At 58.9% G+C, this 20,757-nt stretch carries 23 protein-coding genes; 17 read left to right on the forward strand and 6 right to left on the reverse strand.

Features of this window, described 5'->3' with window-relative positions; genetic code table 11:
* Window positions 1-134: 134 nt before the first annotated feature.
* From choW to FS804_RS14110, 3 genes are all read left to right on the forward strand, one after another.
* A complete protein-coding gene (choW, locus tag FS804_RS14100) occupies window positions 135-986 on the forward strand; it encodes a choline ABC transporter permease subunit (RefSeq protein WP_063950721.1) in 852 nt (283 codons plus the stop codon).
* The gene (gene choV, locus FS804_RS14105) at window positions 983-2,029 is read left to right on the forward strand and encodes a choline ABC transporter ATP-binding protein (RefSeq protein ID WP_144577179.1); all 1,047 of its coding nucleotides are present in this window, start codon (window positions 983-985) and stop codon (window positions 2,027-2,029) included. Before choW ends, choV begins: the two co-directional genes overlap by 4 nt.
* A 540-nt stretch (window positions 2,030-2,569) precedes the next feature.
* The gene (locus FS804_RS14110; RefSeq protein WP_063950719.1) at window positions 2,570-2,890 is read left to right on the forward strand and encodes a helix-turn-helix transcriptional regulator; all 321 of its coding nucleotides are present in this window, start codon (window positions 2,570-2,572) and stop codon (window positions 2,888-2,890) included.
* 229 nt (window positions 2,891-3,119) lie between these two features.
* On the opposite strand, the gene FS804_RS14115 is transcribed toward FS804_RS14110, so the two are convergent.
* A complete protein-coding gene (locus FS804_RS14115) occupies window positions 3,120-4,307 on the reverse strand; it encodes a DUF3095 domain-containing protein (protein WP_144577180.1) in 1,188 nt (395 codons plus the stop codon).
* 281 nt (window positions 4,308-4,588) lie between these two features.
* On the opposite strand from FS804_RS14115, the gene FS804_RS14120 reads away from it, so the two are divergent.
* From FS804_RS14120 to queF, 4 genes are all read left to right on the forward strand, one after another.
* Window positions 4,589-5,695, forward strand: a complete 1,107-nt coding sequence (locus FS804_RS14120; protein WP_063950717.1) for a branched-chain amino acid ABC transporter substrate-binding protein — start codon at window positions 4,589-4,591, stop codon at window positions 5,693-5,695.
* A 68-nt stretch (window positions 5,696-5,763) separates the two neighbouring features.
* A complete protein-coding gene (locus FS804_RS14125; protein WP_144577183.1) occupies window positions 5,764-6,165 on the forward strand; it encodes a glyoxalase superfamily protein in 402 nt (133 codons plus the stop codon).
* Window positions 6,166-6,319: 154 nt separating this feature from the next.
* Window positions 6,320-7,222, forward strand: a complete 903-nt coding sequence (locus tag FS804_RS14130) for a cation diffusion facilitator family transporter (RefSeq protein WP_144577185.1) — start codon at window positions 6,320-6,322, stop codon at window positions 7,220-7,222.
* A 17-nt stretch (window positions 7,223-7,239) separates the two neighbouring features.
* Entirely contained in the window at window positions 7,240-7,704 is a 465-nt protein-coding gene (gene queF, locus FS804_RS14135; RefSeq protein WP_004430149.1) for a preQ(1) synthase, read from the forward strand.
* Window positions 7,705-7,729: 25 nt separating this feature from the next.
* Here the strand turns inward: queF and FS804_RS14140 are convergent, their stop codons facing one another.
* Window positions 7,730-8,482, reverse strand: a complete 753-nt coding sequence (locus FS804_RS14140; RefSeq protein ID WP_144577187.1) for a DUF2076 domain-containing protein — start codon at window positions 8,480-8,482, stop codon at window positions 7,730-7,732.
* 100 nt (window positions 8,483-8,582) lie between these two features.
* Entirely contained in the window at window positions 8,583-9,173 is a 591-nt protein-coding gene (locus tag FS804_RS14145; RefSeq protein ID WP_144577189.1) for a HupE/UreJ family protein, read from the reverse strand.
* A gap of 233 nt (window positions 9,174-9,406) precedes the next feature.
* Here FS804_RS14145 and FS804_RS14150 point away from each other — a divergent pair, with 233 nt between their 5' ends.
* A complete protein-coding gene (locus FS804_RS14150) occupies window positions 9,407-9,988 on the forward strand; it encodes an ATP-dependent Clp protease proteolytic subunit (RefSeq protein WP_144577191.1) in 582 nt (193 codons plus the stop codon).
* A 75-nt stretch (window positions 9,989-10,063) separates the two neighbouring features.
* Here FS804_RS14150 and FS804_RS14155 read toward each other — a convergent pair whose 3' ends face one another.
* Window positions 10,064-10,321 carry a pentapeptide MXKDX repeat protein gene (locus FS804_RS14155; RefSeq protein ID WP_144577192.1) on the reverse strand — a complete coding sequence of 86 codons (258 nt, stop codon included), beginning with the start codon at window positions 10,319-10,321 and terminating at the stop codon, window positions 10,064-10,066.
* Window positions 10,322-10,506: 185 nt separating this feature from the next.
* On the opposite strand from FS804_RS14155, the gene FS804_RS14160 reads away from it, so the two are divergent.
* The 6 genes from FS804_RS14160 (at window position 10,507) to leuA (ending at window position 15,514) form a co-directional block, all read left to right on the forward strand.
* A complete protein-coding gene (locus FS804_RS14160) occupies window positions 10,507-11,055 on the forward strand; it encodes a sigma-70 family RNA polymerase sigma factor (protein ID WP_144577532.1) in 549 nt (182 codons plus the stop codon).
* Window positions 11,052-11,696 (forward strand): NrsF family protein, encoded by a 645-nt coding sequence (locus FS804_RS14165; RefSeq protein ID WP_144577194.1) that lies wholly within the window; start codon window positions 11,052-11,054, stop codon window positions 11,694-11,696. The genes FS804_RS14160 and FS804_RS14165 overlap by 4 nt, the downstream gene beginning before the upstream one ends.
* 84 nt (window positions 11,697-11,780) lie before the next feature.
* Window positions 11,781-12,959 carry a benzoate/H(+) symporter BenE family transporter gene (locus FS804_RS14170; RefSeq protein WP_144577196.1) on the forward strand — a complete coding sequence of 393 codons (1,179 nt, stop codon included), beginning with the start codon at window positions 11,781-11,783 and terminating at the stop codon, window positions 12,957-12,959.
* A gap of 34 nt (window positions 12,960-12,993) precedes the next feature.
* Entirely contained in the window at window positions 12,994-13,263 is a 270-nt protein-coding gene (locus tag FS804_RS14175) for a BrnT family toxin (RefSeq protein ID WP_144577197.1), read from the forward strand.
* Complete coding sequence (gene brnA, locus FS804_RS14180; RefSeq protein ID WP_077224986.1) at window positions 13,244-13,486, forward strand: type II toxin-antitoxin system BrnA family antitoxin; 243 nt, start codon at window positions 13,244-13,246, stop codon at window positions 13,484-13,486. The genes FS804_RS14175 and brnA overlap by 20 nt, the downstream gene beginning before the upstream one ends.
* A 318-nt stretch (window positions 13,487-13,804) precedes the next feature.
* Window positions 13,805-15,514: a 2-isopropylmalate synthase gene (gene leuA / locus FS804_RS14185; RefSeq protein ID WP_063950708.1), complete on the forward strand. Its 1,710-nt coding sequence runs from the start codon at window positions 13,805-13,807 to the stop codon at window positions 15,512-15,514.
* Between the two features lie 196 nt (window positions 15,515-15,710).
* Here leuA and FS804_RS14195 read toward each other — a convergent pair whose 3' ends face one another.
* Window positions 15,711-16,676 (reverse strand): metallophosphoesterase, encoded by a 966-nt coding sequence (locus FS804_RS14195; protein WP_144577199.1) that lies wholly within the window; start codon window positions 16,674-16,676, stop codon window positions 15,711-15,713.
* Window positions 16,677-16,757: 81 nt separating this feature from the next.
* Here FS804_RS14195 and FS804_RS14200 point away from each other — a divergent pair, with 81 nt between their 5' ends.
* Window positions 16,758-17,234 carry an NUDIX domain-containing protein gene (locus FS804_RS14200; protein ID WP_371417881.1) on the forward strand — a complete coding sequence of 159 codons (477 nt, stop codon included), beginning with the start codon at window positions 16,758-16,760 and terminating at the stop codon, window positions 17,232-17,234.
* A gap of 15 nt (window positions 17,235-17,249) precedes the next feature.
* Here FS804_RS14200 and FS804_RS14205 read toward each other — a convergent pair whose 3' ends face one another.
* Complete coding sequence (locus FS804_RS14205) at window positions 17,250-18,242, reverse strand: glutathione S-transferase family protein (protein WP_144577203.1); 993 nt, start codon at window positions 18,240-18,242, stop codon at window positions 17,250-17,252.
* A 295-nt stretch (window positions 18,243-18,537) separates the two neighbouring features.
* Between FS804_RS14205 and FS804_RS14210 the strand changes: the two genes are divergently transcribed.
* Window positions 18,538-19,107, forward strand: coding sequence for a GNAT family N-acetyltransferase (locus tag FS804_RS14210; protein ID WP_144577205.1), 570 nt, complete (start codon window positions 18,538-18,540; stop codon window positions 19,105-19,107).
* 334 nt (window positions 19,108-19,441) lie between these two features.
* Window positions 19,442-20,755: an MFS transporter gene (locus FS804_RS14215; protein WP_144577207.1), complete on the forward strand. Its 1,314-nt coding sequence runs from the start codon at window positions 19,442-19,444 to the stop codon at window positions 20,753-20,755.
* Window positions 20,756-20,757 lie beyond the last annotated feature (2 nt).

The raw sequence follows: 20,757 nt of genomic DNA on the forward strand, positions 1-20,757 counted from the left end.
TCTTTTTCTCGATTGGAGCAATCCAGGCAACTGGGTGACGACGCTCCGTATTTTGTTGTCTGCGCAATTCCCAAGGCAGAAACACAACGTATTCTGCCGGAATTGTTTTAGTTCACGAAAGGTCTTTTCTTACCGTGGAATGGCTCAGCGCTCCTGAAAACCGCCTGCCCGTCGGCAGATATGCCAAGGAGGCCATCGACTGGCTGACCGGCAATCTCGCATTTTTTTTCGACTGGCTTTCCTTCATTTTCCAAAGCGTCATCAACGCGCTGCTCTATGTGCTCCAAGCGCCGCATCCGCTCATCATCGTCGCCATCCTGACGGCGCTTTCGGCCTGGACGCGCCGTTCGGTCGGCATGCCGATCTTCACGGCGCTCGGCATGCTGCTGATCATCAACCTCGGCTACTGGAAGGCGACCACGGAGACGCTTGCGCTCGTTATCGCTGCCAGCGCAGTTTGTATGATCATCGGCGTGCCGCTCGGCATTCTGGCGGCGCGGCGCAAGTGGATCTATGCCGGCATGCGCCCGGTTCTGGATCTGATGCAGACCATTCCGACCTTCGTTTATCTCATTCCCGCACTGGTTTTGTTCGGCCTCGGCATGGTGCCGGGGCTGATCGCCACCGTCATCTTCGCCATTCCGGCTCCCGTTCGCCTTACCCGCCTCGGCATCATCTCGACGCCGCCGGCACTGGTCGAGGCCGCCGTGGCCTTCGGCGCTACGCCCTCGCAGGTGCTGCGCAAGGTGGAACTTCCTTTCGCTGCGCCGCAGATCATGGCCGGCCTCACCCAGACGATCATGCTGTCGCTGTCGATGGTGGTCATTTCCGCCCTCGTCGGCGCCAATGGTCTCGGTGTGCCCGTCGTGCGCGCGCTGAACACCGTCAACATCGCCATGGGCTTTGAGGCGGGACTTTGCATCGTTGTGCTTGCGATTGTGCTCGACCGACTTTTCCGGCTTCCCGGCGCGGAGGATGACCTATGAGTGACGCGATCATCTTTGGTAATGTCGATATTGTTTTCGGCGACCGGCCCGAGGCGGCGCTGCCGCTGATCGACAGGGGCAGCACACGCGACGAGATCAATGTCGAGACCGGTCTGGTTCTCGGTGTCGCCAATGCCTCTCTGAGCGTCAGCGAGGGCGAGATACTTGTGCTCATGGGGCTTTCCGGTTCGGGCAAGTCGACCCTTCTGCGGGCCGTCAACGGGCTTGCGCCCGTCGTGCGCGGCAATGTGGGTGTGAAGACCAAGTCGGGCTTTGTCGATCCATACAGGTCGTCGGCAAAGGCGCTGCGTGACCTGCGCATGCACACGGTTTCGATGGTCTTCCAGCAGTTCGGCCTCTTGCCCTGGCGCAATGTCGCCGACAATGTCGGCTTCGGGCTGGAGCTTTCCGGCGTACCGGAAGCAGAGCGCAAACGCATGGTCGCGGAGCAGCTGGAACTGGTGAACCTTTCCGCCTGGGCTGACCGGAAGGTGGGCGAACTCTCCGGCGGCATGCAGCAGCGTGTGGGGCTGGCGAGAGCCTTTGCCACCGGCGCGCCGATCCTGTTGATGGACGAGCCGTTCTCGGCGCTCGATCCCCTCATCAGAAGCCGTCTGCAGGACGAGCTTCTGGAATTCCAGAGCCGGCTGAAGAAGACCATTTTGTTCGTCAGTCACGATCTGGACGAAGCCTTCCGCATCGGCAACCGTATCGCCATGATGGAGGGCGGACGCATCATCCAGTGCGGAACGCCGCAGCAGATCGTCAGGGAGCCCGCCACCCCCTATGTCGCGGATTTCGTGCAGAACATGAACCCGATCTCCATGCTGACAGCCGCCGACGTGATGAAACGCGGTGTGGGCGAGCGGAACGGGAACCTCTCCGTGGCGGCCACGGCTCTTCCCTCGTCGCCGCTTATCGATATTCTCGATGCGCTTTCAAAACACGCCGGCGCGATTGGCGTCGTCGACAATGGCGCGATCGTGGGCACGATTTCGGCCGACGAGGTCGTGGCGGGGCTGACGCGCCACCGCAAAAAATAGTGATTCGTCGTCTCGAAGTCTAAAAGGGCCTCCGCTTTGGAGGCCCTTTTTATTTGGACGAAATCTTCAGGGGCGCCATTTTAAACGTTTCAGTGGCGGGAAAGACTATTTTTGATATCATAAGTTATGCATTAAAATAATTACGAATAAAAATCATATTGCAAACTTGGAGAAAATTGCGCAATGTTAAGCAAGATTCTTGGTTCGCTACTAAATTTAAGGTGTTAATAGATTGCGGTGCCGAAATCCGGCGTCAAGCGTAATGACTGCAATGATCAAGTCATGATCGTTTATTTCTTTTGAATAGTGTTACTAATGCGTTTTTTATTATGTTTTTTCGAAAAATCTGGCAAAAATCCTATAATTTAATCGACGTATCTTAACTCGATAGTCGATGAACAATATTCTTTGGAAAGGCCACGATATAAGCAAGATTTAGGTATATACAAGTTGTTGAACGAATTATAAAAACTCCATTTGGAACACCTATAATAGCCACCATGACCGTCGTTTTTGGCTGTCATCAGGAGACTTGAGCGTATGGATAACCAATCTCTTTCGGAACATAGCATCGCCGCTGCAGACCTGCTGTCAGCCATGGCGAATCCCAAGCGTTTGATGATCTTGTGCACGCTGGTGGATACGGAAGTGCCAGTTGGTGTTCTCGCTTCCCAGGTTGGTCTCAGCCAGTCCGCTCTCTCGCAGCATCTTTCAAAATTGCGTGCCCAGCGACTGGTAAAGACAAGACGGGATGCGCAGACCATCTATTATTCCAGCAATTCCGAATCCGTCAAAAAAATCCTCGCCTCGCTTGAGGATATTTATTGCCAGACGCAGAAGAGCAGCAAGACCGCTGCCTGAGCCAACGGCCTTTTGATGGGTCGGAAGCAGGACTTGACTGAAACCGGCGCATCGCGCCGGTTTTCTTTTTTGCGTGTTGTCGGGCGCAAAAGGGCCAGGGATGGAGCGTAGCGGTCTCGTGGCTTTGTTTGATCGGCGTCGGCAGAGCGTTTCGCAAGAGGCACTGTGACGGGATTTGCGCCGGCGTTACCCGGTTAACGAAGAAAAATAGAGCTTGCGACGTTTCCGGTCAAACCGGGGGCGCCTGAAGCATCGCAGACTGCATCTGTTGTTTGAGATGGCTTGCCGCAGCCGCATAACCGCCATCGGCGCCATCGACGAAATGCATGTGGTCCCGGGAAAGCGGAGAGGGCACGATACAGGTCATCAGCGCGGCGTCCTGCTCGTGCAGACCGTAATAGCAGCTTCCCGACAGACGCCCCTGTTCCAGCCGTGAGCGTATTTTTTCAAGCCGCGTGGCATCGATATCGACGGTCATCTTCAAACCGTCATCGAACTTTCGGAAATCCGTGTTGCTGGCGACCGAACGCCGGTAATTGGCGGCGTTGAACCGCCCGAGCGACAGTTTGGTGAGCCCGAGGATGTTGACGAGAAGGCTCTCGCTAAGAACCCGCATCGCGCGACGCGTCCTGCCCCATAAATCCTGGTGCGCAGCACCGGCGCGGGCTTCCAGGCCGAGACCTTCCCCCACGAAACCGAGTTTCGGTCCGTCTTCCGGCACCGGGTGGCCGTGTCTGCTGTCCTGCTCGGCGAGATCGACGAGATCGATGACCAGCTGGCGGAATGCCGGCATGTCCTGCGACGGACCCGGCACGGCGATGACCGACACCACCTTGCCATGGGATGCCGGGATGGGATTCCAGCGACAGGACAGTCCTGTCAGGTCTGGGCGCGCACCTGCGTCGGCTGCGGCGAGCGCATATTGCCCCTCCTTCATCCGGGCTTCCGCCCAGCTGTTGCCGCCACCCGAAAACATGGCGTAGGAAACGTCGTCGCTCGCCTGGAAACGGGCGACACGGATGTCGAAACCATTGTCGCGAATATCCTCGATGGGAACGAGCGCGACGCGCATCGCCAGGTCGAGATCGTCCTTTACCCAGCGCTGCACGTTGGAGAGCGCGGTGCGGGCGACACTCAGGCTCTGCGGCGGCACGGCAACGGCTGCGCCATCGCCGCCGAAAACGAAGGGCAGATCGTGACGTTCAAGACTGTTAGAGACAGCAGATATGACCGCTGCGCCAGCCATGTTGACCGCCTTGTAGCGACCGGTGCCGATCGCCGCCGTCGAATCGATGATATCGGCGATGGCCAGCGCCCATCCCGGCGGCAGAGCGCGATAAAGCGCAGGGTCTGCCACGTCTTCGAAATGCCGGAAGACGGGCAAGCCCGCCAGAAATTCTTCATCTGCTGTAGTCATGGCATATTATTCTCCAGCAGCGGCAAAAGGCCAAGCGTTTCCGAACGGTCGAATGTGCAGACATGAGACAATTGCGGTCGATCCGGTGAAGGATTTACCGCTAATGGACCTAATCCAGCAAAGGTGACTTGCATAAGGCATCAAACCTTCCGTATGAGTTGAGTGGAAGGCTCGGAATTCAAACATGGAACGGGTTTTCGCCGGAGGCGTCCGATAGCTTCATTCGGTCGACGCCCATGGCGCTCATCGGGGCAAGGCCCCATTTCCAAGGAGACACCAGGATGAAACTGAAGACATTGACCAGCGTGACGCTCGCCGCGTCCTTCGCATTCGCACCGCTTGCCCATGCCGAGATCGTCATCGGCCTGATTGCGCCGCTCACCGGCCCTGTCGCTGCCTATGGCGACCAGGTCAAGAATGGCGCCCAGACGGCAGTCAATGAAATCAACAAAAAGGGCGGCATCCTCGGCGAACAGGTCGTGTTGAAGCTTGCCGATGATGGCGGCGAGCCGAAGCAGGGCGTTTCCGCAGCCAACCAGCTGGTTGCCGAAGGGATCCATTTCGTCGTTGGTCCGGTAACATCGGGCGTCGCCATTCCGGCGTCGGACGTCTTTGCCGAAAACGGTGTGCTGATGGTGACGCCGACGGCAACTGCGCCGGGCCTGACCAACCGCGGCCTGTCGAATGTCTTCCGCACCTGCGGTCGTGACGACCAGCAGGCCGAGGTTGCAGCGAAATACGTTCTCGCCAACCTCAAGGACAAGAAGATCGCCATTATCCATGACAAGGGCGCTTACGGCAAGGGTCTGGCGGATGCCTTCAAGGCAACGCTGAATGCCGGCGGTGTCACCGAGGTTCTCTATGATGCCCTGACACCCGGTGAAAAGGATTTCGGCGCACTGACGGCTCGTCTGAAGTCTGAAAATGTCGATATCGTCTATTTTGGCGGTTACCACCCGGAAGCGGGTCTTCTGGCGCGCCAGCTCAAGGATGTCGGTGCCAAGGCTGCCATTATCGGCGGTGACGGTCTGTCGAACAGTGAATTCTGGAACATTGGTTCGCAGGCCGGCGAAGGCACGATCTTCACCAACGCATCCGACGCCCTGAAGAACGATGATTCCAAGAGCGCTGCAGAAGCCCTGAAGGCCGCCAACATTCCGGCGGAAGCCTTCACGCTCAATGCATACGCTGCCGTCGAAGTCCTCAAGGCCGGTATCGAAAAGGCAGGCGACGCCAAGGATTCCGAAGCGGTCGCCAAGGTTCTGAAGAGCGGCGAAGCTTTCCCGACCGCCATCGGCAAGGTCACCTATGGTGAAAGCGGCGACCTGACCTCGCAGGCCTTCTCGTTGTTCAAGTGGCAGGACGGCAAGATCGTCGCAGCCGAGTAAGTTGATCCTGACCGGCCGCACCCGTTGCGGCCGGTTTCGTTTTAGGACCTGAAAAGGATCGATGCAGCATGACCGATGCCGGGACGCGCTTGGAGGGAGATATCGGGTTCGAGAAGATGTTCCCGATCGTCAGGATATTCGACGAGGCGAAGGCGCGCGAGTTCTATATCGATTTTCTTGGCTTCGCCGTGGATTGGGAACATCGCTTCGGTGAGAATTTCCCGCTTTATATGCAGGTTTCCCGTGCTGGGATGGGCCTTCATCTCAGCGGCCATCATGGCGATGCGACACCGGGCTCGAACATCTTCGTCACCATGCACGGCGTTCACGCCTTTCAGAGCGAACTGGCGGCGAAGGATTATTGCTTCATGAAGCCGGGTGTCGAAGAATTGCCATGGGGCGACGTGATGGAGGTGACCGACCCATTCGGCAACCGCGTCCGTTTCTGCGAACAGAAAAGCCGGCCGTGAGGCCTTGAACGCCCCTGCGGCTCTTGACCTTTGCCATGGTTTGAACGATAGAACGCGCAAATAGCGAACCGCGCGCACGGGCACCCCGTGCGCGCGGTTCGTGCGTTTTGGGACTTGATGATGCAATTCGTTCGCATCCGCACGGGGAAAGAAAATGAACATTGAAGGCAATGCGCTGGTCAGGAAGCTCGCATTCTGGGGCATCCCGCTTTCTTTCGGCGTGCTCGGCCTGAAGCTCGTGGCCTGGTGGGTCACCGGCTCGGTCGCGCTGCTGTCGGATGGTCTGGAATCCACCGTCAACGTCGTCGCGGCCTTCATCGCTTATTTCGTCATTCGCTACGCCCAGAAGCCGGCGGACGACGACCACCAGTTCGGCCACCACAAGGCGGAGTATATTTCCGCTGTCGTGGAAGGGGTGCTGATTGTCGTCGCGGCTCTCTTGATCGTGCAGGAAGCCTGGGGGGCGCTTACCAGTCCAAGGTTGCCGGAAGCACCGGTTCTCGGTCTCGTCATCAATGCGGCGGCGGGTGCGATCAATGCCGTCTGGGCAACGATCCTCATCCGCGTTGGGAAGAAACACACCTCGCCGGCCCTTGCCGCTGATGGCCACCACATCATGTCAGATGTCGTGACGTCGGCAGGCGTTCTCGTCGGGCTCATTCTGGCGCTTGCGACGGGTTATGCCATTCTCGATCCGGTGCTCGCGATATTGGTCGCCATCAACATCCTGTTCCAAGGTTCCAAGGTCATCCTGCATTCGCTGGGCGGGCTGATGGACCGCGCCGTGGAGCCGGAAGAGGATGAAGCGATCAAGAAAGCGATTGCGGCCAATTCCGGTGGCATTATCGGTGTCCATGATCTCAGGACCCGCCGCGCCGGTTCGGCCGCCTTCATCGATTTTCACGTCGTCGTGCCGGCCGTCATGACGGTGCGTGAAGCGCATGATATTTGCGACCGCCTTGAAGATGCCATAAGGGACGTCATACCGGGCGCCAGCCTTGCCATTCATGTCGAGCCGGAAGGCGAAAAGGCGCATGGCGTCAAAGTGATCGTTTAATTGAACAGGAGTTATTCATGTCCGTGACGGATGTTTCCGGCCTGTCGCAGCTGGGCACGAAGGTCGATACGCCCGAAAGCCCCGAAAAGGCCGTTCTCGAAAAAGTGCCGAACGGCAATGCCGGCACCGACTATGTCGTGCGCTTCACCGCGCCCGAATTCACCTCGCTTTGCCCGATGACCGGCCAGCCGGATTTCGCCCATATCGTTATTGATTATATTCCCGGCGATTTTCTGGTGGAATCGAAGTCGCTGAAGCTGTTCCTGCAGTCCTTCCGCAACCATGGTGCGTTTCACGAGGATTGCTCGGTCTATATCGCCAAGCGGCTGGTGGAATTGCTGCAGCCGAAGTGGCTGCGCATCGGCGCCTACTGGTATCCGCGCGGCGGCATTCCGATCGACGTCTTCTGGCAGACCGGACCGGCGCCCGAGGGCGTATGGCTGCCGGATCAGGGCGTTGCCACTTATCGCGGCCGTGGCTGACCCGGCTGTTCAGGGGATAAATAGCTCAGACGAACGAGCTGTCGTCGCCTGAATCGAAATCGGCATCATCGGCGCTGTCGTCGTAATCGGCCTGCTGGATATCGTCGTCATTGTTATCCTGCGGGTTGGCGCTGTCACCATAATAGTTGTTGATGACCGTTTCTTCGACCGGCGCATTGCCAGTGCCACTGCTGCCGCCGAAGGGCGAGCCAAGACCGAGCGACGACATGTGGCTGCCGAAGATGCCGCTTAGAGAATTGGCAAGCAACATGCCGCCTGCAACGCCGGCGGCGGTGCCGAGCGCGCCCTGCAGAAAGCCACCACCGGACCGACCTGCCGCTGATGGCTGCTGGCTCCACGGTCCACCCGGCTGCTGCTGGGCTACCTGCGATCCCCACGGACCGGCCGTCTGTCCGGCGGTATCGTTGCGCCACGAAGCTGGCGCGGCGGCAGCAGGTGCAGGTGTCGGGGCTGGTGGCTGCGGCTGGCCGGTGCCGAAGATGGAACTGAGAAAGCCGCCCTGTGCTGCGGCCTGAGGGGCCGGATTGGCGCTTTCCAACGCGTGGATGCGTTCTTCGAGCTGCTTGATATGGGCTGCTGCCGCTTCCAGACCCTTCTCCTGAACGATCACCGCCTGCGCGAGATAATAGGGAGCTGCGGGCTGATCGCGCACGGCGTCTGCGATCAATGTTTCCGCCTCGCGGTCCCGCGGGGTGGCGGATGCGGCCTTGGTTCTTTCGAACAGGCCCTTGAGAAGCTGGCTTTCTTCCGGTGACATATGCTGCCTCCTTACCGTGAAGCGTAAATCCACGATAAGGAGGTAGGCCACAATTTTGGTTTTTCAAAGCGGTCCGAATTTTAAATTTCGGTAATGATCCTCAGCCGCCAAAGGCGAGCGAGAGGCCCGCAATCGCGGTCAGCGCGCCAACCGTGCGGCTGGCGACCGGGCCGAAGCGGGCGATGCCGAGACCGAGCGCGATGCCGGCTAGATGCAGGATGGCGGTGGCGATCATGAAACCGACGCCGAATTGCAGCGCGCCGGCGCTGCCGAGTTCGCCACCATGCGCGTGGCCGTGGAAAAGGGCGAAAGCACCGACGACGGCTGCCGCCGCTGCCGTGGGCAGCCTTGCCGCCATGGCGACCAGAAGGCCAAGACCGATAACGGAGGCGAGAATGGCGGGTTCGACGAAGGGAAGGCCAATGCCGTAAACCGCCATCAGGAAGCCCACGGCCATGGTGCCGACAAAGGCGGTGGGCACGATCCACAGCGCCTTGCGGTCATTGCGGGAAAAGGCGATCTGTGAAGCCCAGATGCCGACAGCCACCATCGCCAGAATATGGTCCGCACCGAAAAAGGGGTGCGAAACGCCGGCCATGAAGGAGCCGTGTTCTTCCGGGTTCAAATGCGCGAAAGCGGGCAGGGTGGTAACGCCGAGCGCGGCAGCGGCAAGGCTTAGTCTTTTCAGCATGGTTCCCTCTTAAGATTATCGCCGCCCATCTGCTATCTTGGGTTCCCGCAGCGTGCGGCACTGCAATGAGACGCCGACGATATCGCGAAGACGAACGAGCTGTCCATGCGTCATCTGCCGGGGGTGCTGTTTATTGTTCGGGCGCGAACCTTGTCTTTTTTGCTCATTGCCTTACGTAACAAGTCGCACTATGTCCGAAGGGCATGCACGAATTTTGCTGGAGAGAGCCGTTGATGAACGAAGACGAAGACGACAAGAGCAAGGAACTGCCGATCGGCAAGGAAACGGAAGCGAATCTTTTCAAGTCGCGTTCGATCTTCATCTATGGTGGCATCACGCAGGAACTGGCGCAGAAGGTCTGCACGCAGCTCGTGGCTCTTGCCGCCGCCAGCGACGACGACATCCGCGTTTACGTCAATTCGCCGGGTGGTCATGTCGAATCGGGTGATTCCATCCACGACATGATCAAGTTCATCAAGCCGAAGGTTTACATCATCGGTACGGGCTGGGTTGCCTCCGCTGGCGCGCTGATCTATGTTTCGGTGCCGAAGGAACGTCGCCTTTGCCTGCCGAACACCCGCTTCCTGCTGCACCAACCCTCCGGCGGTACGCGTGGCATGGCATCCGATATCGAAATCCAGGCCCGCGAAATCATCAAGATGAACCAGCGCCTGATCAAGATCTTCTCCAAGGCCACCGGCCAGAGCGAAGAAAAGATCGCCAAGGACATCGATCGCGATTACTGGCTGAGCGCAGAAGACGCCAAGGATTATGGCCTCGTCGGCAAGATCGTCGAGAGCCACTCGGAACTCTGATCTTCTGACTTTCCGTTGAAAAAAAAAGCCCGTGCCGATGAGAACCGGTGCGGGCTTTTTCCATTCAGGCTGGTGTCATTTCATCGTGTCACAGGCCTTCATCATGTCCGCTTTCTTCATCTTGTTCATTTCCATGCCGGCCTTGTGCATGCAGTCCTTCTTGCTGGTCATCGGCATCCCATCCTTTTTCATGGTCTCCATTTTCATGGTGTCACTCTGCATGGCGTCTTTTGTCATCGCGCCGGTCTTCATGCCGTCGGCATGGACGCTGCCTGCGAAGGACAGCGCGGAGAGCATGGAAGTGGCAGCAATGGCGATCACGGTGCGGGTCATGAAGGATCTCCTCTTGAAGTCGTTGAATGTCCGCCGGCATTGCGCCGCGGCTCACGATCATCCATTCGGACAGGACCGGCTGCTCGTTACATCTTCACGCGCTTGTGACGGCAAGTTCGGGCGAGATTTTTTTCAAGCCATTATGTAACAATAGTTTGCCGATGCCGAATAACCCCATAGTGACGATGACAGGCAGCCCTTCGGAAGAGACACTCAAATTGCTGATGCTGCGTTCTCTTGATGGGGACGAAAGCGCCTACAGGCATTTGTTGCACGCGTTGAGACGACTGCTGGTCGCCTATTACGGGCGACGCATGGCCGCCGCCTCCAGAGCGGATGTCGAAGATCTTGTTCAGGAGACTTTGTTGTCGCTTCACGCTAAGCGGGCGACCTATGACCGTGAAAGACCATTCACGGCGTGGTTTTTCTCGATAGCGCGCTACAAGCTCATCGACCACTATCGTGGCAGCGGCGCGCGGGCGCTTACAGAGGTCGAACTCGATGAGGCGCTTGAAGCCGAGTCCTCCGTTGACGCTGTCACGGCTCGCATGGATGTGGAGAGGCTGCTGGACGCGTTACCGGAGCGGCAACGCGATCTCATTCGACGGGTGAAAATCGAAGGTCAGTCAATTGCCGAAGCGGCGGCGAAATCCGGCCAGACGGAGCTTGCGGCAAGGGTTGGCATTCACAGAACGCTGAAAGTCCTGGCGGCAAAATTGCGGGGGGACAGGTGAGAAAGACGGAAGACATCATCGAGAAACTGGTAAGCAATCTTAAGCCCGTCCCGGCTTTTGCGCTCAAGTGCCGGTTTGCAATCGCGGCCCTGTCGGCGCTTGGCGTTTCGCTCGTGCTGATGCTTGCCGTTCTCGGCCCTCGCAGCGACATGAACGACGCCGTGACCGAGCCGGGTTTCTGGGTTAAATCCGCCTACAACGCCCTGCTGGCACTGACCGCGTTTTTCGCCGTCATTCGCCTTTCGCGGCCCGATGGCGAACGGGGTTACGTGTTTGTTTGGCATACGCTGATTTTTGTTGCCATGGCGGTGACTGCGCTTGTGCAACTGGGCTTTGCCGTGCCGGGCACCTATCGCACCCTTATTCTCGGCTCATCCGCACTGCACTGCCCGTTCTTGATCGTTGGTTTTGCGTCTCCCGTGTTTCTCGCGAATTTCGCGGTTCTGCGCCGTTCGGCGCCCGCTGACCCGACGCTTGCGGGATTTGTCGCGGGCGTTGCCGCCGGGGCGGCCGGGGCATGGGTCTATTCATGGTTCTGCACCGAAAACGGCATGGCTTTCGTGCTGATCTGGTACTCGCTAGGCATTCTCCTGACCGGCATCATCGGTTCCATTGCAGGCCCGCGCCTGCTGCGCTGGTAAGGGCGTACCTGTTCGCCCGTCGAGCATCTTGCCAGCGGATGGGTTTTTTGATCTTCAGAAGAAACAGAAGATCCAGGAACCGCCATGCTGAAAGATTTCTCCGTCCAGAGCCTGTTTATGGGCTGCCTCACCGCTTTCGTCGGTTTTGCCAGTTCCTTCGCCGTTGTGCTGCAGGGCCTGAAAGCGGTCGGCGCAACCGATTTCGAAGCTGCGTCCGGGCTGATGGCGCTTTCGGTGGCGATGGGGATTTGTGCTATCGTCCTCTCCGCCGCGACACGGCTTCCCATCAGCATCGCGTGGTCGACGCCGGGGGCCGCGCTGCTGGCGACGACCGGTGTGATCGAGGGCGGATTTCCGGCTGCGGTCGGCGGCTTTATCATCTGCGCGATCCTGATCATCATTGCCGGACTGTTCCGTCCGCTTGGAAAAGCGGTCGCTTCCATTCCTGCGCCGCTTGCCAATGCCATGTTGTCGGGTGTCATCATTGGCCTTTGTTTTGCACCGATCAAGGCAATCGGTTTTAATCCCGCGCTCGGCTTGCCGATTATTCTGGCCTGGATCATCGTCGGCGCTTTCAAACGGCTGTTTGCCGTGCCCGCGGCGCTCGCTGCTTTCGTGCTCGTCATGATCTTCGGCGTCGATATTCCCACGGGCGCGTTCGATAGCGTCGCACAGTCGCTGACGCCGCCGATGGAATGGGTGACGCCGGTCTTCAGCCTCCACGCCATCGTTTCCATCGCGCTGCCGCTCTTCATCGTGACGATGGCCTCGCAAAATATTCCGGGCATCGCCGTCCTGAAGGTCAATCATTACGACCCGCAGCCCGGTCCGCTTTTCGCGACAACCGGTTTCTTCTCGCTGCTGTCGGCGCCTTTCGGGGGCCATGCAGTCAATCTGGCCGCCATCACGGCGGCCATGTGCGCCGGGGAAGATGCCCATCCCGATCCGAAACGCCGCTACTGGGCGGCGATCATCGGCGGCGTTGGATATATCGTCTTCGGGTTGCTGGCGGGTGTGGTGACAGCCTTCGTCGCGCTCGCGCCGCCCATCCTCATTCAGGCGGTGGCTGGGCTGGCGCTGGTCGGCGCCTTTTCCGGCTCGGCGGTCGCTGCTTTCAAGGAGCCGGAAACCCGCGAGGCGGCGGCCATCACCTTCCTCATTACCGCCTCCGGCCTTTCCTTTGGCGGCGTTTCCGGAGCCTTTTGGGGGCTGATCGGTGGCGGGTTGATGATGGCGTTGCAGCGAGTGGTGAAGCGTGGTTAGATAAGATGCTTATTGTTTTAAAGAAATATTATTTATGGATTTCGAATTCGACCCTGCCAAAAGTGAAAGTAACAAAGACAAGCATGGAATAGATTTCACCGAAGCAAGGGCGCTTTGGCTGGACGAGAAAAGACTTGTCGTTCCTCTCGAAACCATATCGGAAGAGCGGTATATTATGATCGCGCAATTGCGAGGAAAGTGCTGGAGCGCGGTCTACACCTATAGAAATGACCGGTTGCGGGTCATTTCCGTCAGGCGTTCCAGAGACAAGGAGAAACAGCGTTATGAAGACCATCAGCGCTGAAGATTTTGACAAGAAATTCGACGATGGCGAAGATTTGGACGACTATATCGATTGGTCGAAGGCTCGCCGCCCCGGGTTGGAAATGGTGCATGTCGATATAGATCTTCCTGAAAAGGTCTTGCGCAGAGTGGATGCGGAGGCCGCACGCCTTGGCGTGACGCGTCAGTCCCTGATGGCTAATTGGATTGCAGAAAGGTTGGAAATCGGCAGGGGCGGAAAATAAGCCTGCACCGCACAAGATCACTTGTCAGACCGCCAGCCGCTGTTTATACACATCGCCATGAGCAACAGCATCGCAACAATTTCCGGCATGAGCGCGCAGATTTCTGCGAAGGCCTTGCCGTGCGGTGCACTCTCGCTTCTTAGCCTCGACCTTACACGCGGTTGCCGGGTCCAGTGAGGAGCGCCCGGCGGCCGAAAGCCCGCTGGTGCAAACGCTCCTCATCTCGAAATCTCATTTTATACTGGATTTAGGCCCCCAAGGGCCGCGCACCCGCCGATGGCTTGAAGAAGCCCGCGGATGGCGCAAGGAGGAAGCGACATGGACGCCAAGACCACCACGATTTCAAAGGGCATGACCGACGCGAGCGTGAAGTATCGCCCTTATCCCACCATCAATATCCCCGACCGTACCTGGCCTTCAAAGACCATCACCAAGGCGCCGATCTGGTGTTCTGTCGACTTGCGCGACGGAAACCAGTCGCTGGTCAATCCCATGGGTCATGATCGCAAGGCCCGCATGTTCAAGCTGCTCTTGGAAATGGGCTTCAAGGAAATCGAGATCGGTTTCCCTTCCGCCTCGCAGACAGATTTCGATTTTGCCCGCTGGTGCGTGGAAGAGGGCAATGTGCCTGACGACGTCTCCCTGCAGGTGCTGGTGCAGTGCCGGCCGGAACTGATCACCCGCACGTTCGAAGCGCTGGAAGGCGCCAACCAGCCGATTATCCATTTCTACAATTCCACGTCGGAATTGCAGCGTCGCGTGGTGTTCGGCAAGGATGTGCACGGCATCAAGCAGATCGCCGTCGATGCGGCCAAGATGATCACCGACATGGCGGCCAAGGCCGGCGGCGGTTACCGCTTCGAATATTCGCCTGAGAGCTTTACCGGCACAGAGCTGGAAGTGGCGCTGGAAATCTGCAACGCCGTCGTCGAGGTGGTGAAGCCGACGGCCGACAACAAGCTGATTCTGAACCTGCCGTCGACGGTGGAAATGGCGACGCCGAACATCTATGCCGACCAGATCGAATGGATGTGCCGCAACATCGACAATCGCGAAAACGTCATCATCTCACTGCATCCGCATAATGACCGCGGTACGGGCATCGCCGCGACGGAGCTCGGCCTGATGGCCGGTGCGGACCGCGTCGAAGGTACGCTGTTCGGCAATGGCGAGCGTACGGGTAACGTCGACGTCGTGACGCTGGCGCTGAACATGTATACGCAGGGTGTGGATCCTGAGCTGGATTGCCGTGATATCGAGCGCATCAAGGCGGTCTACGAATATTCCAACGAAATGACGATCCCGGAGCGCCATCCTTACGTCGGCGAACTGGTCTATACGGCCTTTTCCGGCTCGCATCAGGATGCGATCAACAAGGGCATGAAGGCTATCAAGGTTGCCAACCACCCGGTGTGGGAGGTGCCCTATCTGCCGATCGACCCGAAGGATGTGGGACGTTCCTACGAAGCGATCATCCGCATCAATTCGCAATCCGGAAAGGGTGGCATCGCCTATATCCTCCAGCAGGATTACGGCATCAACCTGCCGCGCAACCTGCAGGTGGAGTTCCGCGAGGATATTCAGCGCATCACCGACGAAGAGGGTGTCGAGCTGCCGGCCAAGCGCATCTATGAGCGCTTTATCGAACGCTACGTGACGCAGCCGAATGCACGCCTCAAATTCGTCGATCACCACACCTATCCGGCCGGCGATTTCAAGGGCGTGCGGATTGTTGCCGCCGAAATCACCGATAATGGTGAGGTGAAGCGTATCGAGGGCAAGGGCACAGGCCCGATCGATGGCTTCATCAATGCGCTGTCGGTTTATCTCGGCATCGATCTCTCAGTGAATGATTATTCCGAGCATTCATTGCAGCACGGCTCGAATGCGTCGGCCATCGCTTATGTCGAGATGGAGCATCCGGGCGGTAAGCTGTTCGGGGCCGGGGTGAATACGAATATCGTGGCGGCGTCGCTCGAGGCGATTGTTTCTGCGGCCAACCGGGTGCTGGAAGAGCGGGCGAAGTAAGCTTGCGTTGAGGGTGGGGGCTGCCCCCCCTCTGTCCTGCCGGACATCTCCCCCTCAAGGGGGAGATCGACTCGTGGCGAACTTTCTGTCATCTCGACCTTGGCAAACGAGGCTATGGTCGTGCTTACTGCTGATCTCCCCCCTTGAGGGGGAGATGCCCGGCAGGGCAGAGGGGGTAGCCCCAACCTCCTACCTCTCAATTTTCCGGGCTCTGCTCCGCCGGCCGCGAGAACCCGAGCGGCCGCCCGTTTTCGTAAAATACCCTGATATCCTCAAGCGAGACACCCGTCGCCGTTTCATTGAGGCTATGTCGTTCGCAGGTAACGTTCCAGGTGCCGGGACCCCCGGAAATGTTAAAGAGATTATAGGCCGCGCGCGGTTTTTCCCCACCCGGTCCCTGGCTGGCAGACGCGATGCCGACGACCGGAATATGGTCTTCCCCGTGATGCGTATTCAGCCAATAAACCGTATTCAAATGCGTGTGACCATGCAGCACGAGTTCCGCACCGCCAACACCGAGGGCGGCCGCGAAACGGCGAATACCGATCATACGCTTGTGGGTGGCGGCGGCGCCGCGGATCGGCGGATGATGGATCATCACCACGCGGAACAGCCCCTGCTCCCCCGCCTTCTTCAGCAGTTCCGCCGTAGCGCGCGCCTGCCGGTTGCCGAAATAGCCGGTGGCCGAGAAAGGTGGCGTGGCAATCGAGGTGGAACAGCCGATCAGCGCGACGGGGCCGCGCACGCGCATATAGGGGAAAATCTTGCGGTCGTCGTCCCACGCAGCGGGGTCGCCATCGCCGCGGACATAGGGGTACCAGGCCTGCATGGCCTTGTCATGCGCACCGGATACATAGGCGTCATGATTGCCGGGAACGACGGAGGTTTTCTCTGGATCGCCCACTTCCTCCAGCCAGTCCGCGGCGGCGCGGATTTCGATGCCGGTCGCAAGATTGACGAGATCGCCGGTGATAGCCAGATGATCCGGCGATTTAGTCTCGAGATCGTCGAGCAGCTTTTCCAGCGTATCGGTGAAGAGATGCTTGCGGCGGTTGCGATGCCAGTTGACGAAACCGGTAATCCGTTTCGATGCAAGTTCTCGGAAAGTGAGTTTCGGCAAAGGCCCCAAATGGACGTCTGAAATATGCGCAAGTTTGAACATGGCGGGAGAGATAACCTATGATATGCCGCACGTCCAACAAAAGCCTGCCGACGGGGAGAAACCAGAGTGAGTGATGAAACAATGCGGCGGGATGCCCGCCCGTTCCACACACGCCTGCTGATCCGCTTTCTGCATTTCGTTTTTCTGTTCACGCGCGGTGCAACGCTGGGGGTGCGTGCTGCCTGCTATGACGAAAAGGGCAGGATTTTTCTGGTGCGGCATACCTACTTGCCCGGCTGGTACCTGCCGGGTGGTGGGGTGGAGCGGGGTGAGACCCTGCTTTTGGCGCTTCACAAGGAAATCCGCGAGGAAGGCAATCTCGAGGCAGCCTCCAAGCCCGAGCTTTTCCACGTCTACCTCAATCTGGAAGGCAGCAATCGCGACCATGTCGCGCTTTACCGGCTGGATGTCACCCAGACACAGCCGAAAAAGCCCGATCACGAAATAGTTGAGAGCGGCTTTTTCGATCTGTCAGAGCTGCCGGAAGGAGTAACACCGGCCACCCGCCGCCGGCTCGCTGAACTCGCCGGGGAAGAAGCGCCGGCCGACCATTGGTAGCGACGTTTTAATCCCTCAAGACAGGGCCTCGCGGCCGTGCGCCAATGTCAGGTCCAACTCCGGACCGACAGGCACGATACCGGTTGGGTTGATGGTGCGATGACTGCGGTAATAATGTTCCTTGATGTGCCGGATATCGACCGTCTCAGGCACGCCCGACGTCTGATAAAGATCGCGCAGATAGGCCGTCAGATGCGGATAGTCGTGGATGCGGCGGATGTTGCACTTGAAATGGCCGACATAGACGGGGTCGAAACGGACGAGTGTGGTGAAGAGCCGCCAGTCCGCTTCCGTCTGCTCCGCGCCAAACAGGAATCTTTTATCCTTCAGGCGATCTTCCAGCATATCCAGCGTCTCGAACACCTTCACGGCATTCTGCTGATAGGCATCCTGTGTCGTGGCGAAACCGGCCTTGTAGACGCCGTTGTTGACGGTGTCATAGATGACGTCATTCAGCGCATCGATCTCGGCGCGCAGCGCCTCTGGATAATAATCCGCGTCCGATCCGGTGAGCCCGTTGAAGGCCACGTTGAACATGCGAATGATTTCCGCCGATTCGTTGGAGACGATGGTGCCGCGCTTTTTGTCCCAGAGGACCGGCACGGTGACGCGCCCGGAATATTTGGGATCCGCCTCGGTATAAACCTGCCACAAGGTGGAAAAACCGAAGAGATGGTCTTCGGTCGCGCCCGGTGTGCGCTCACCTTCCGGCCGGAATTCCCAGCCGTTCTCCAGCATCAACGGATCGACGACGGAGACGGAAATCAGGTTTTCCAGCTTTTTCAGCTTGCGGAAAATCAGGGTTCGATGCGCCCATGGACAGGCCAGCGACACATACAGGTGGTAACGATCTTTCTCTGCCGCGAATCCGCCTGCTCCGGAAGGGCCAGGCGCGCCGTCCGCTGTCACCCAGTTGCGGAATTGCGAGGCGCTGCGCTTGAAGTGCCCCTTGGTTTCCTTGGTGTCGTACCAGACGTCTTTCCATACGCCTTCCACAAGCATGCCCATGATGATCTCCTTGATTGTTTTCTTGGGGTCGATCCTACCCGGTTCACGGGCGGCCGCGAACCCACAAGGCATTGAACAATGCGTTTCCGTCTCGCATAACGGGAATGGCATCGCGCAGCGTTTTGTTCTGGACGGGTAGTTATTTTCCTGATAATTGCGATTTTCACAAATCTGAGGAAATTTTTGATTATGATCGAACCGCGGATGCTCCGACGACGCTGACGCTCCTGAACGCCCTAACCGGCGCAGCCGTCATCTATTGTCGCATCCGCATTCTGGAAGTTTCGGTCTCTTCATGTCCAAGCACGATCTTGTCTACCTCACCGAGGACGCGTCGCACGACGCCATCATCGACGTCATCAACGAAGAAGCTTTTGGTCCCGGCCGGCACACCCGTGCGGCAGCGCGCATTCGCGAGCAGGGGCCCCATGACCGGTCGCTGTCCTTCGTCTGCGCCGATGATGGCGAAACGATTGCCTCGGTGCGCATGACACCGGTTCTGGCCGGTGGCGTGAAGGGCCATATGCTCGGGCCCCTTGCCGTTCGGCCTTCGCACAAGAACAAGGGCATCGGTCGGGAACTCGTCCGGATCGCTATTGCTGCTGCAAGGCGGAAGGGCTCCGAAGCTGTGATCCTGATTGGCGATCCACCCTATTACATGCCGCTCGGTTTCGAGAAGGTCGCTTATGCGGCGCTTGATTTTCCGGGTCCTGTCGATCCGAACCGGGTTCTGGTCGTGCCGCTGGGTGATGATGTGCACCAGCGGCTGAAGGGCAAGATCGGCTGGCGCAAATGCGAGGCCGTGATGCCGGCCGCAGCGGCTGAAGATGAGGGTTTTGAGGAGCCGCTCAGGGTTTACGGTTGAGGGTTTCCAAAGGGGCTTTGTGCTTTTTAGCGCAGCGTAACACCGCGCCATTCCGGCCTTGAGCCGGAATCCAGCCAGAGCAAGCCTTTGGGCTGAAAGGACTGTTCCCACGGCGCAGACGCGCCGTGACTGGATGCCGGATCAAGTCCGGCATGACGGAAGGGGCGTTGCGCACTATGGCAAACATCGAGACTGCCGTGCACATCTCCTTGTGTGGTAAGATCTTCTTCCGCTAGCCTGTTTCGAAACAACGCGTCTCCCTCCACAGAATTCAATTCCGTTTCCTTCCCCCATGCGATAGCTAGGGAAAGTCGATTTCTGCAAGGGGGCGGGCATGACGGCAATCACCATGAATGATGCGCTGGAGCGCGCGGGCGCAGGCGCCTATCAACGGCGGCTGATGGGTATTTTTGGCCTCGTCTGGGCGGCGGATGCCATGCAGGTTTTGGCTGTCGGCTTCACTGCCGCCTCGATTGCGGCAACCTTCGGCCTGACGGTGCCGCAGGCGCTGCAAACCGGGACGGCGTTCTTTTTCGGCATGCTTTTAGGCGCTGCCGGCTTCGGTCGGCTGGCGGACAGATATGGCCGTCGCCGTGTGCTGATCGTCACCGTCGCCTGTGACGCCCTGTTCGGCGTGCTTTCGGTGTTCGCGCCTGATTTCACTATTCTGCTCGTCCTGCGTTTTCTCACCGGGGCCGCCGTGGGCGGCACGCTGCCGGTGGATTATGCGATGATGGCCGAGTTCCTGCCGGCGAAGAACAGGGGACGCTGGCTGGTGTTTTTGGAAGGTTTCTGGGCTGGCGGGACGTTGATCGTGGCGCTCGCGGCCTGGGGCGCCAGCCTTGCCGGTGTGGCCGATGCCTGGCGTTACATTTTTGCCGTGACGGCATTTCCGGCCGTTCTGGGTCTGGGCTTACGCTTTCTGGTGCCGGAATCGCCGCTTTACCTGCTGCGCACAGGGCGATTGGAGGAAGCCAAGGCCGTCGTCAACCGCATGCTGGTCACGAATGGCCGCGCGCCGCTCGATGCCGGAACAGGGCTTTTCCAGCCTGATGTGGCCAAGGGCCAGGGAATCTTTTCACCGGCGCTTCGGCAGCGCAGCCTCATGATCCTCGCCATCTGGTTCCTCGTTTCCGTTTCCTATTACGGCGTCTTCACCTGGATGCCGGCGAAACTGGCGGGTGACGGTTTCGGCTTCGTGCGCGGTTACGGCTTTCTGGTGCTGGTCGCGCTGGCGCAGATCCCCGGTTATGCGCTTGCCGCCTACGGTGTTGAAAAATGGGGCCGCAAGCTGACGCTGATCGGCTTTTGCCTGCTGTCTGCGCTCGGTTGCCTGCTGTTCACGCTCGCGGCCGGGGGCGTCATGATTGCGGCTTCGCTGTTGATCATGAGTTTTGCCCTTCTCGGCACCTGGGGGGCGCTTTACGCCTTTACGCCGGAGCTTTATCCGACCGAATCGCGCGCGACCGGCATGGGGGCGGCGGGCGCCATGGCACGACTTGGCGGCCTGCTGGCGCCGTCTCTGCTCGGTTATGCCATTGCGCAGGGTTTTGGCGTCGCGGTCGGCATCTTTGCCGGGCTGCTGGTGCTGGCCGCCATTGCGGCGACCATGATCGATGCGGAAACACGGCGGGTAGCTCTGACCTGAAG

Origin of the sequence: Agrobacterium sp. DE0009 (assembly GCF_007680755.1) — a bacterium.
Classification (GTDB): Bacteria; Pseudomonadota; Alphaproteobacteria; order Rhizobiales; family Rhizobiaceae; genus Agrobacterium; species Agrobacterium tumefaciens_B.

Bases quoted from the DNA above. Each gene is read 5' to 3' on its own strand.
- queF (WP_004430149.1), top strand. From the start codon at position 7,240: ATGTCCGTGACGGATGTTTCCGGCCTGTCGCAGCTGGGCACGAAGGTC.
- FS804_RS14125 (WP_144577183.1), top strand. From the start codon at position 5,764: ATGACCGATGCCGGGACGCGCTTGGAGGGAGATATCGGGTTCGAGAAG.
- FS804_RS14130 (WP_144577185.1), top strand. From the start codon at position 6,320: ATGAACATTGAAGGCAATGCGCTGGTCAGGAAGCTCGCATTCTGGGGC.
- FS804_RS14150 (WP_144577191.1), top strand. From the start codon at position 9,407: ATGAACGAAGACGAAGACGACAAGAGCAAGGAACTGCCGATCGGCAAG.
- leuA (WP_063950708.1), top strand. From the start codon at position 13,805: ATGGACGCCAAGACCACCACGATTTCAAAGGGCATGACCGACGCGAGC.
- FS804_RS14140 (WP_144577187.1), bottom strand. From the start codon at position 8,482: ATGTCACCGGAAGAAAGCCAGCTTCTCAAGGGCCTGTTCGAAAGAACC.
- choV (WP_144577179.1), top strand. From the start codon at position 983: ATGAGTGACGCGATCATCTTTGGTAATGTCGATATTGTTTTCGGCGAC.
- FS804_RS14175 (WP_144577197.1), top strand. From the start codon at position 12,994: ATGGATTTCGAATTCGACCCTGCCAAAAGTGAAAGTAACAAAGACAAG.
- FS804_RS14110 (WP_063950719.1), top strand. From the start codon at position 2,570: ATGGATAACCAATCTCTTTCGGAACATAGCATCGCCGCTGCAGACCTG.
- FS804_RS14120 (WP_063950717.1), top strand. From the start codon at position 4,589: ATGAAACTGAAGACATTGACCAGCGTGACGCTCGCCGCGTCCTTCGCA.
- FS804_RS14210 (WP_144577205.1), top strand. From the start codon at position 18,538: ATGTCCAAGCACGATCTTGTCTACCTCACCGAGGACGCGTCGCACGAC.
- FS804_RS14115 (WP_144577180.1), bottom strand. From the start codon at position 4,307: ATGACTACAGCAGATGAAGAATTTCTGGCGGGCTTGCCCGTCTTCCGG.
- FS804_RS14155 (WP_144577192.1), bottom strand. From the start codon at position 10,321: ATGACCCGCACCGTGATCGCCATTGCTGCCACTTCCATGCTCTCCGCG.
- FS804_RS14170 (WP_144577196.1), top strand. From the start codon at position 11,781: ATGCTGAAAGATTTCTCCGTCCAGAGCCTGTTTATGGGCTGCCTCACC.
- FS804_RS14215 (WP_144577207.1), top strand. From the start codon at position 19,442: ATGACGGCAATCACCATGAATGATGCGCTGGAGCGCGCGGGCGCAGGC.
- brnA (WP_077224986.1), top strand. From the start codon at position 13,244: ATGAAGACCATCAGCGCTGAAGATTTTGACAAGAAATTCGACGATGGC.
- FS804_RS14205 (WP_144577203.1), bottom strand. From the start codon at position 18,242: ATGGGCATGCTTGTGGAAGGCGTATGGAAAGACGTCTGGTACGACACC.
- FS804_RS14200 (WP_371417881.1), top strand. From the start codon at position 16,758: ATGCGGCGGGATGCCCGCCCGTTCCACACACGCCTGCTGATCCGCTTT.
- FS804_RS14160 (WP_144577532.1), top strand. From the start codon at position 10,507: ATGACAGGCAGCCCTTCGGAAGAGACACTCAAATTGCTGATGCTGCGT.
- FS804_RS14195 (WP_144577199.1), bottom strand. From the start codon at position 16,676: ATGTTCAAACTTGCGCATATTTCAGACGTCCATTTGGGGCCTTTGCCG.
- FS804_RS14145 (WP_144577189.1), bottom strand. From the start codon at position 9,173: ATGCTGAAAAGACTAAGCCTTGCCGCTGCCGCGCTCGGCGTTACCACC.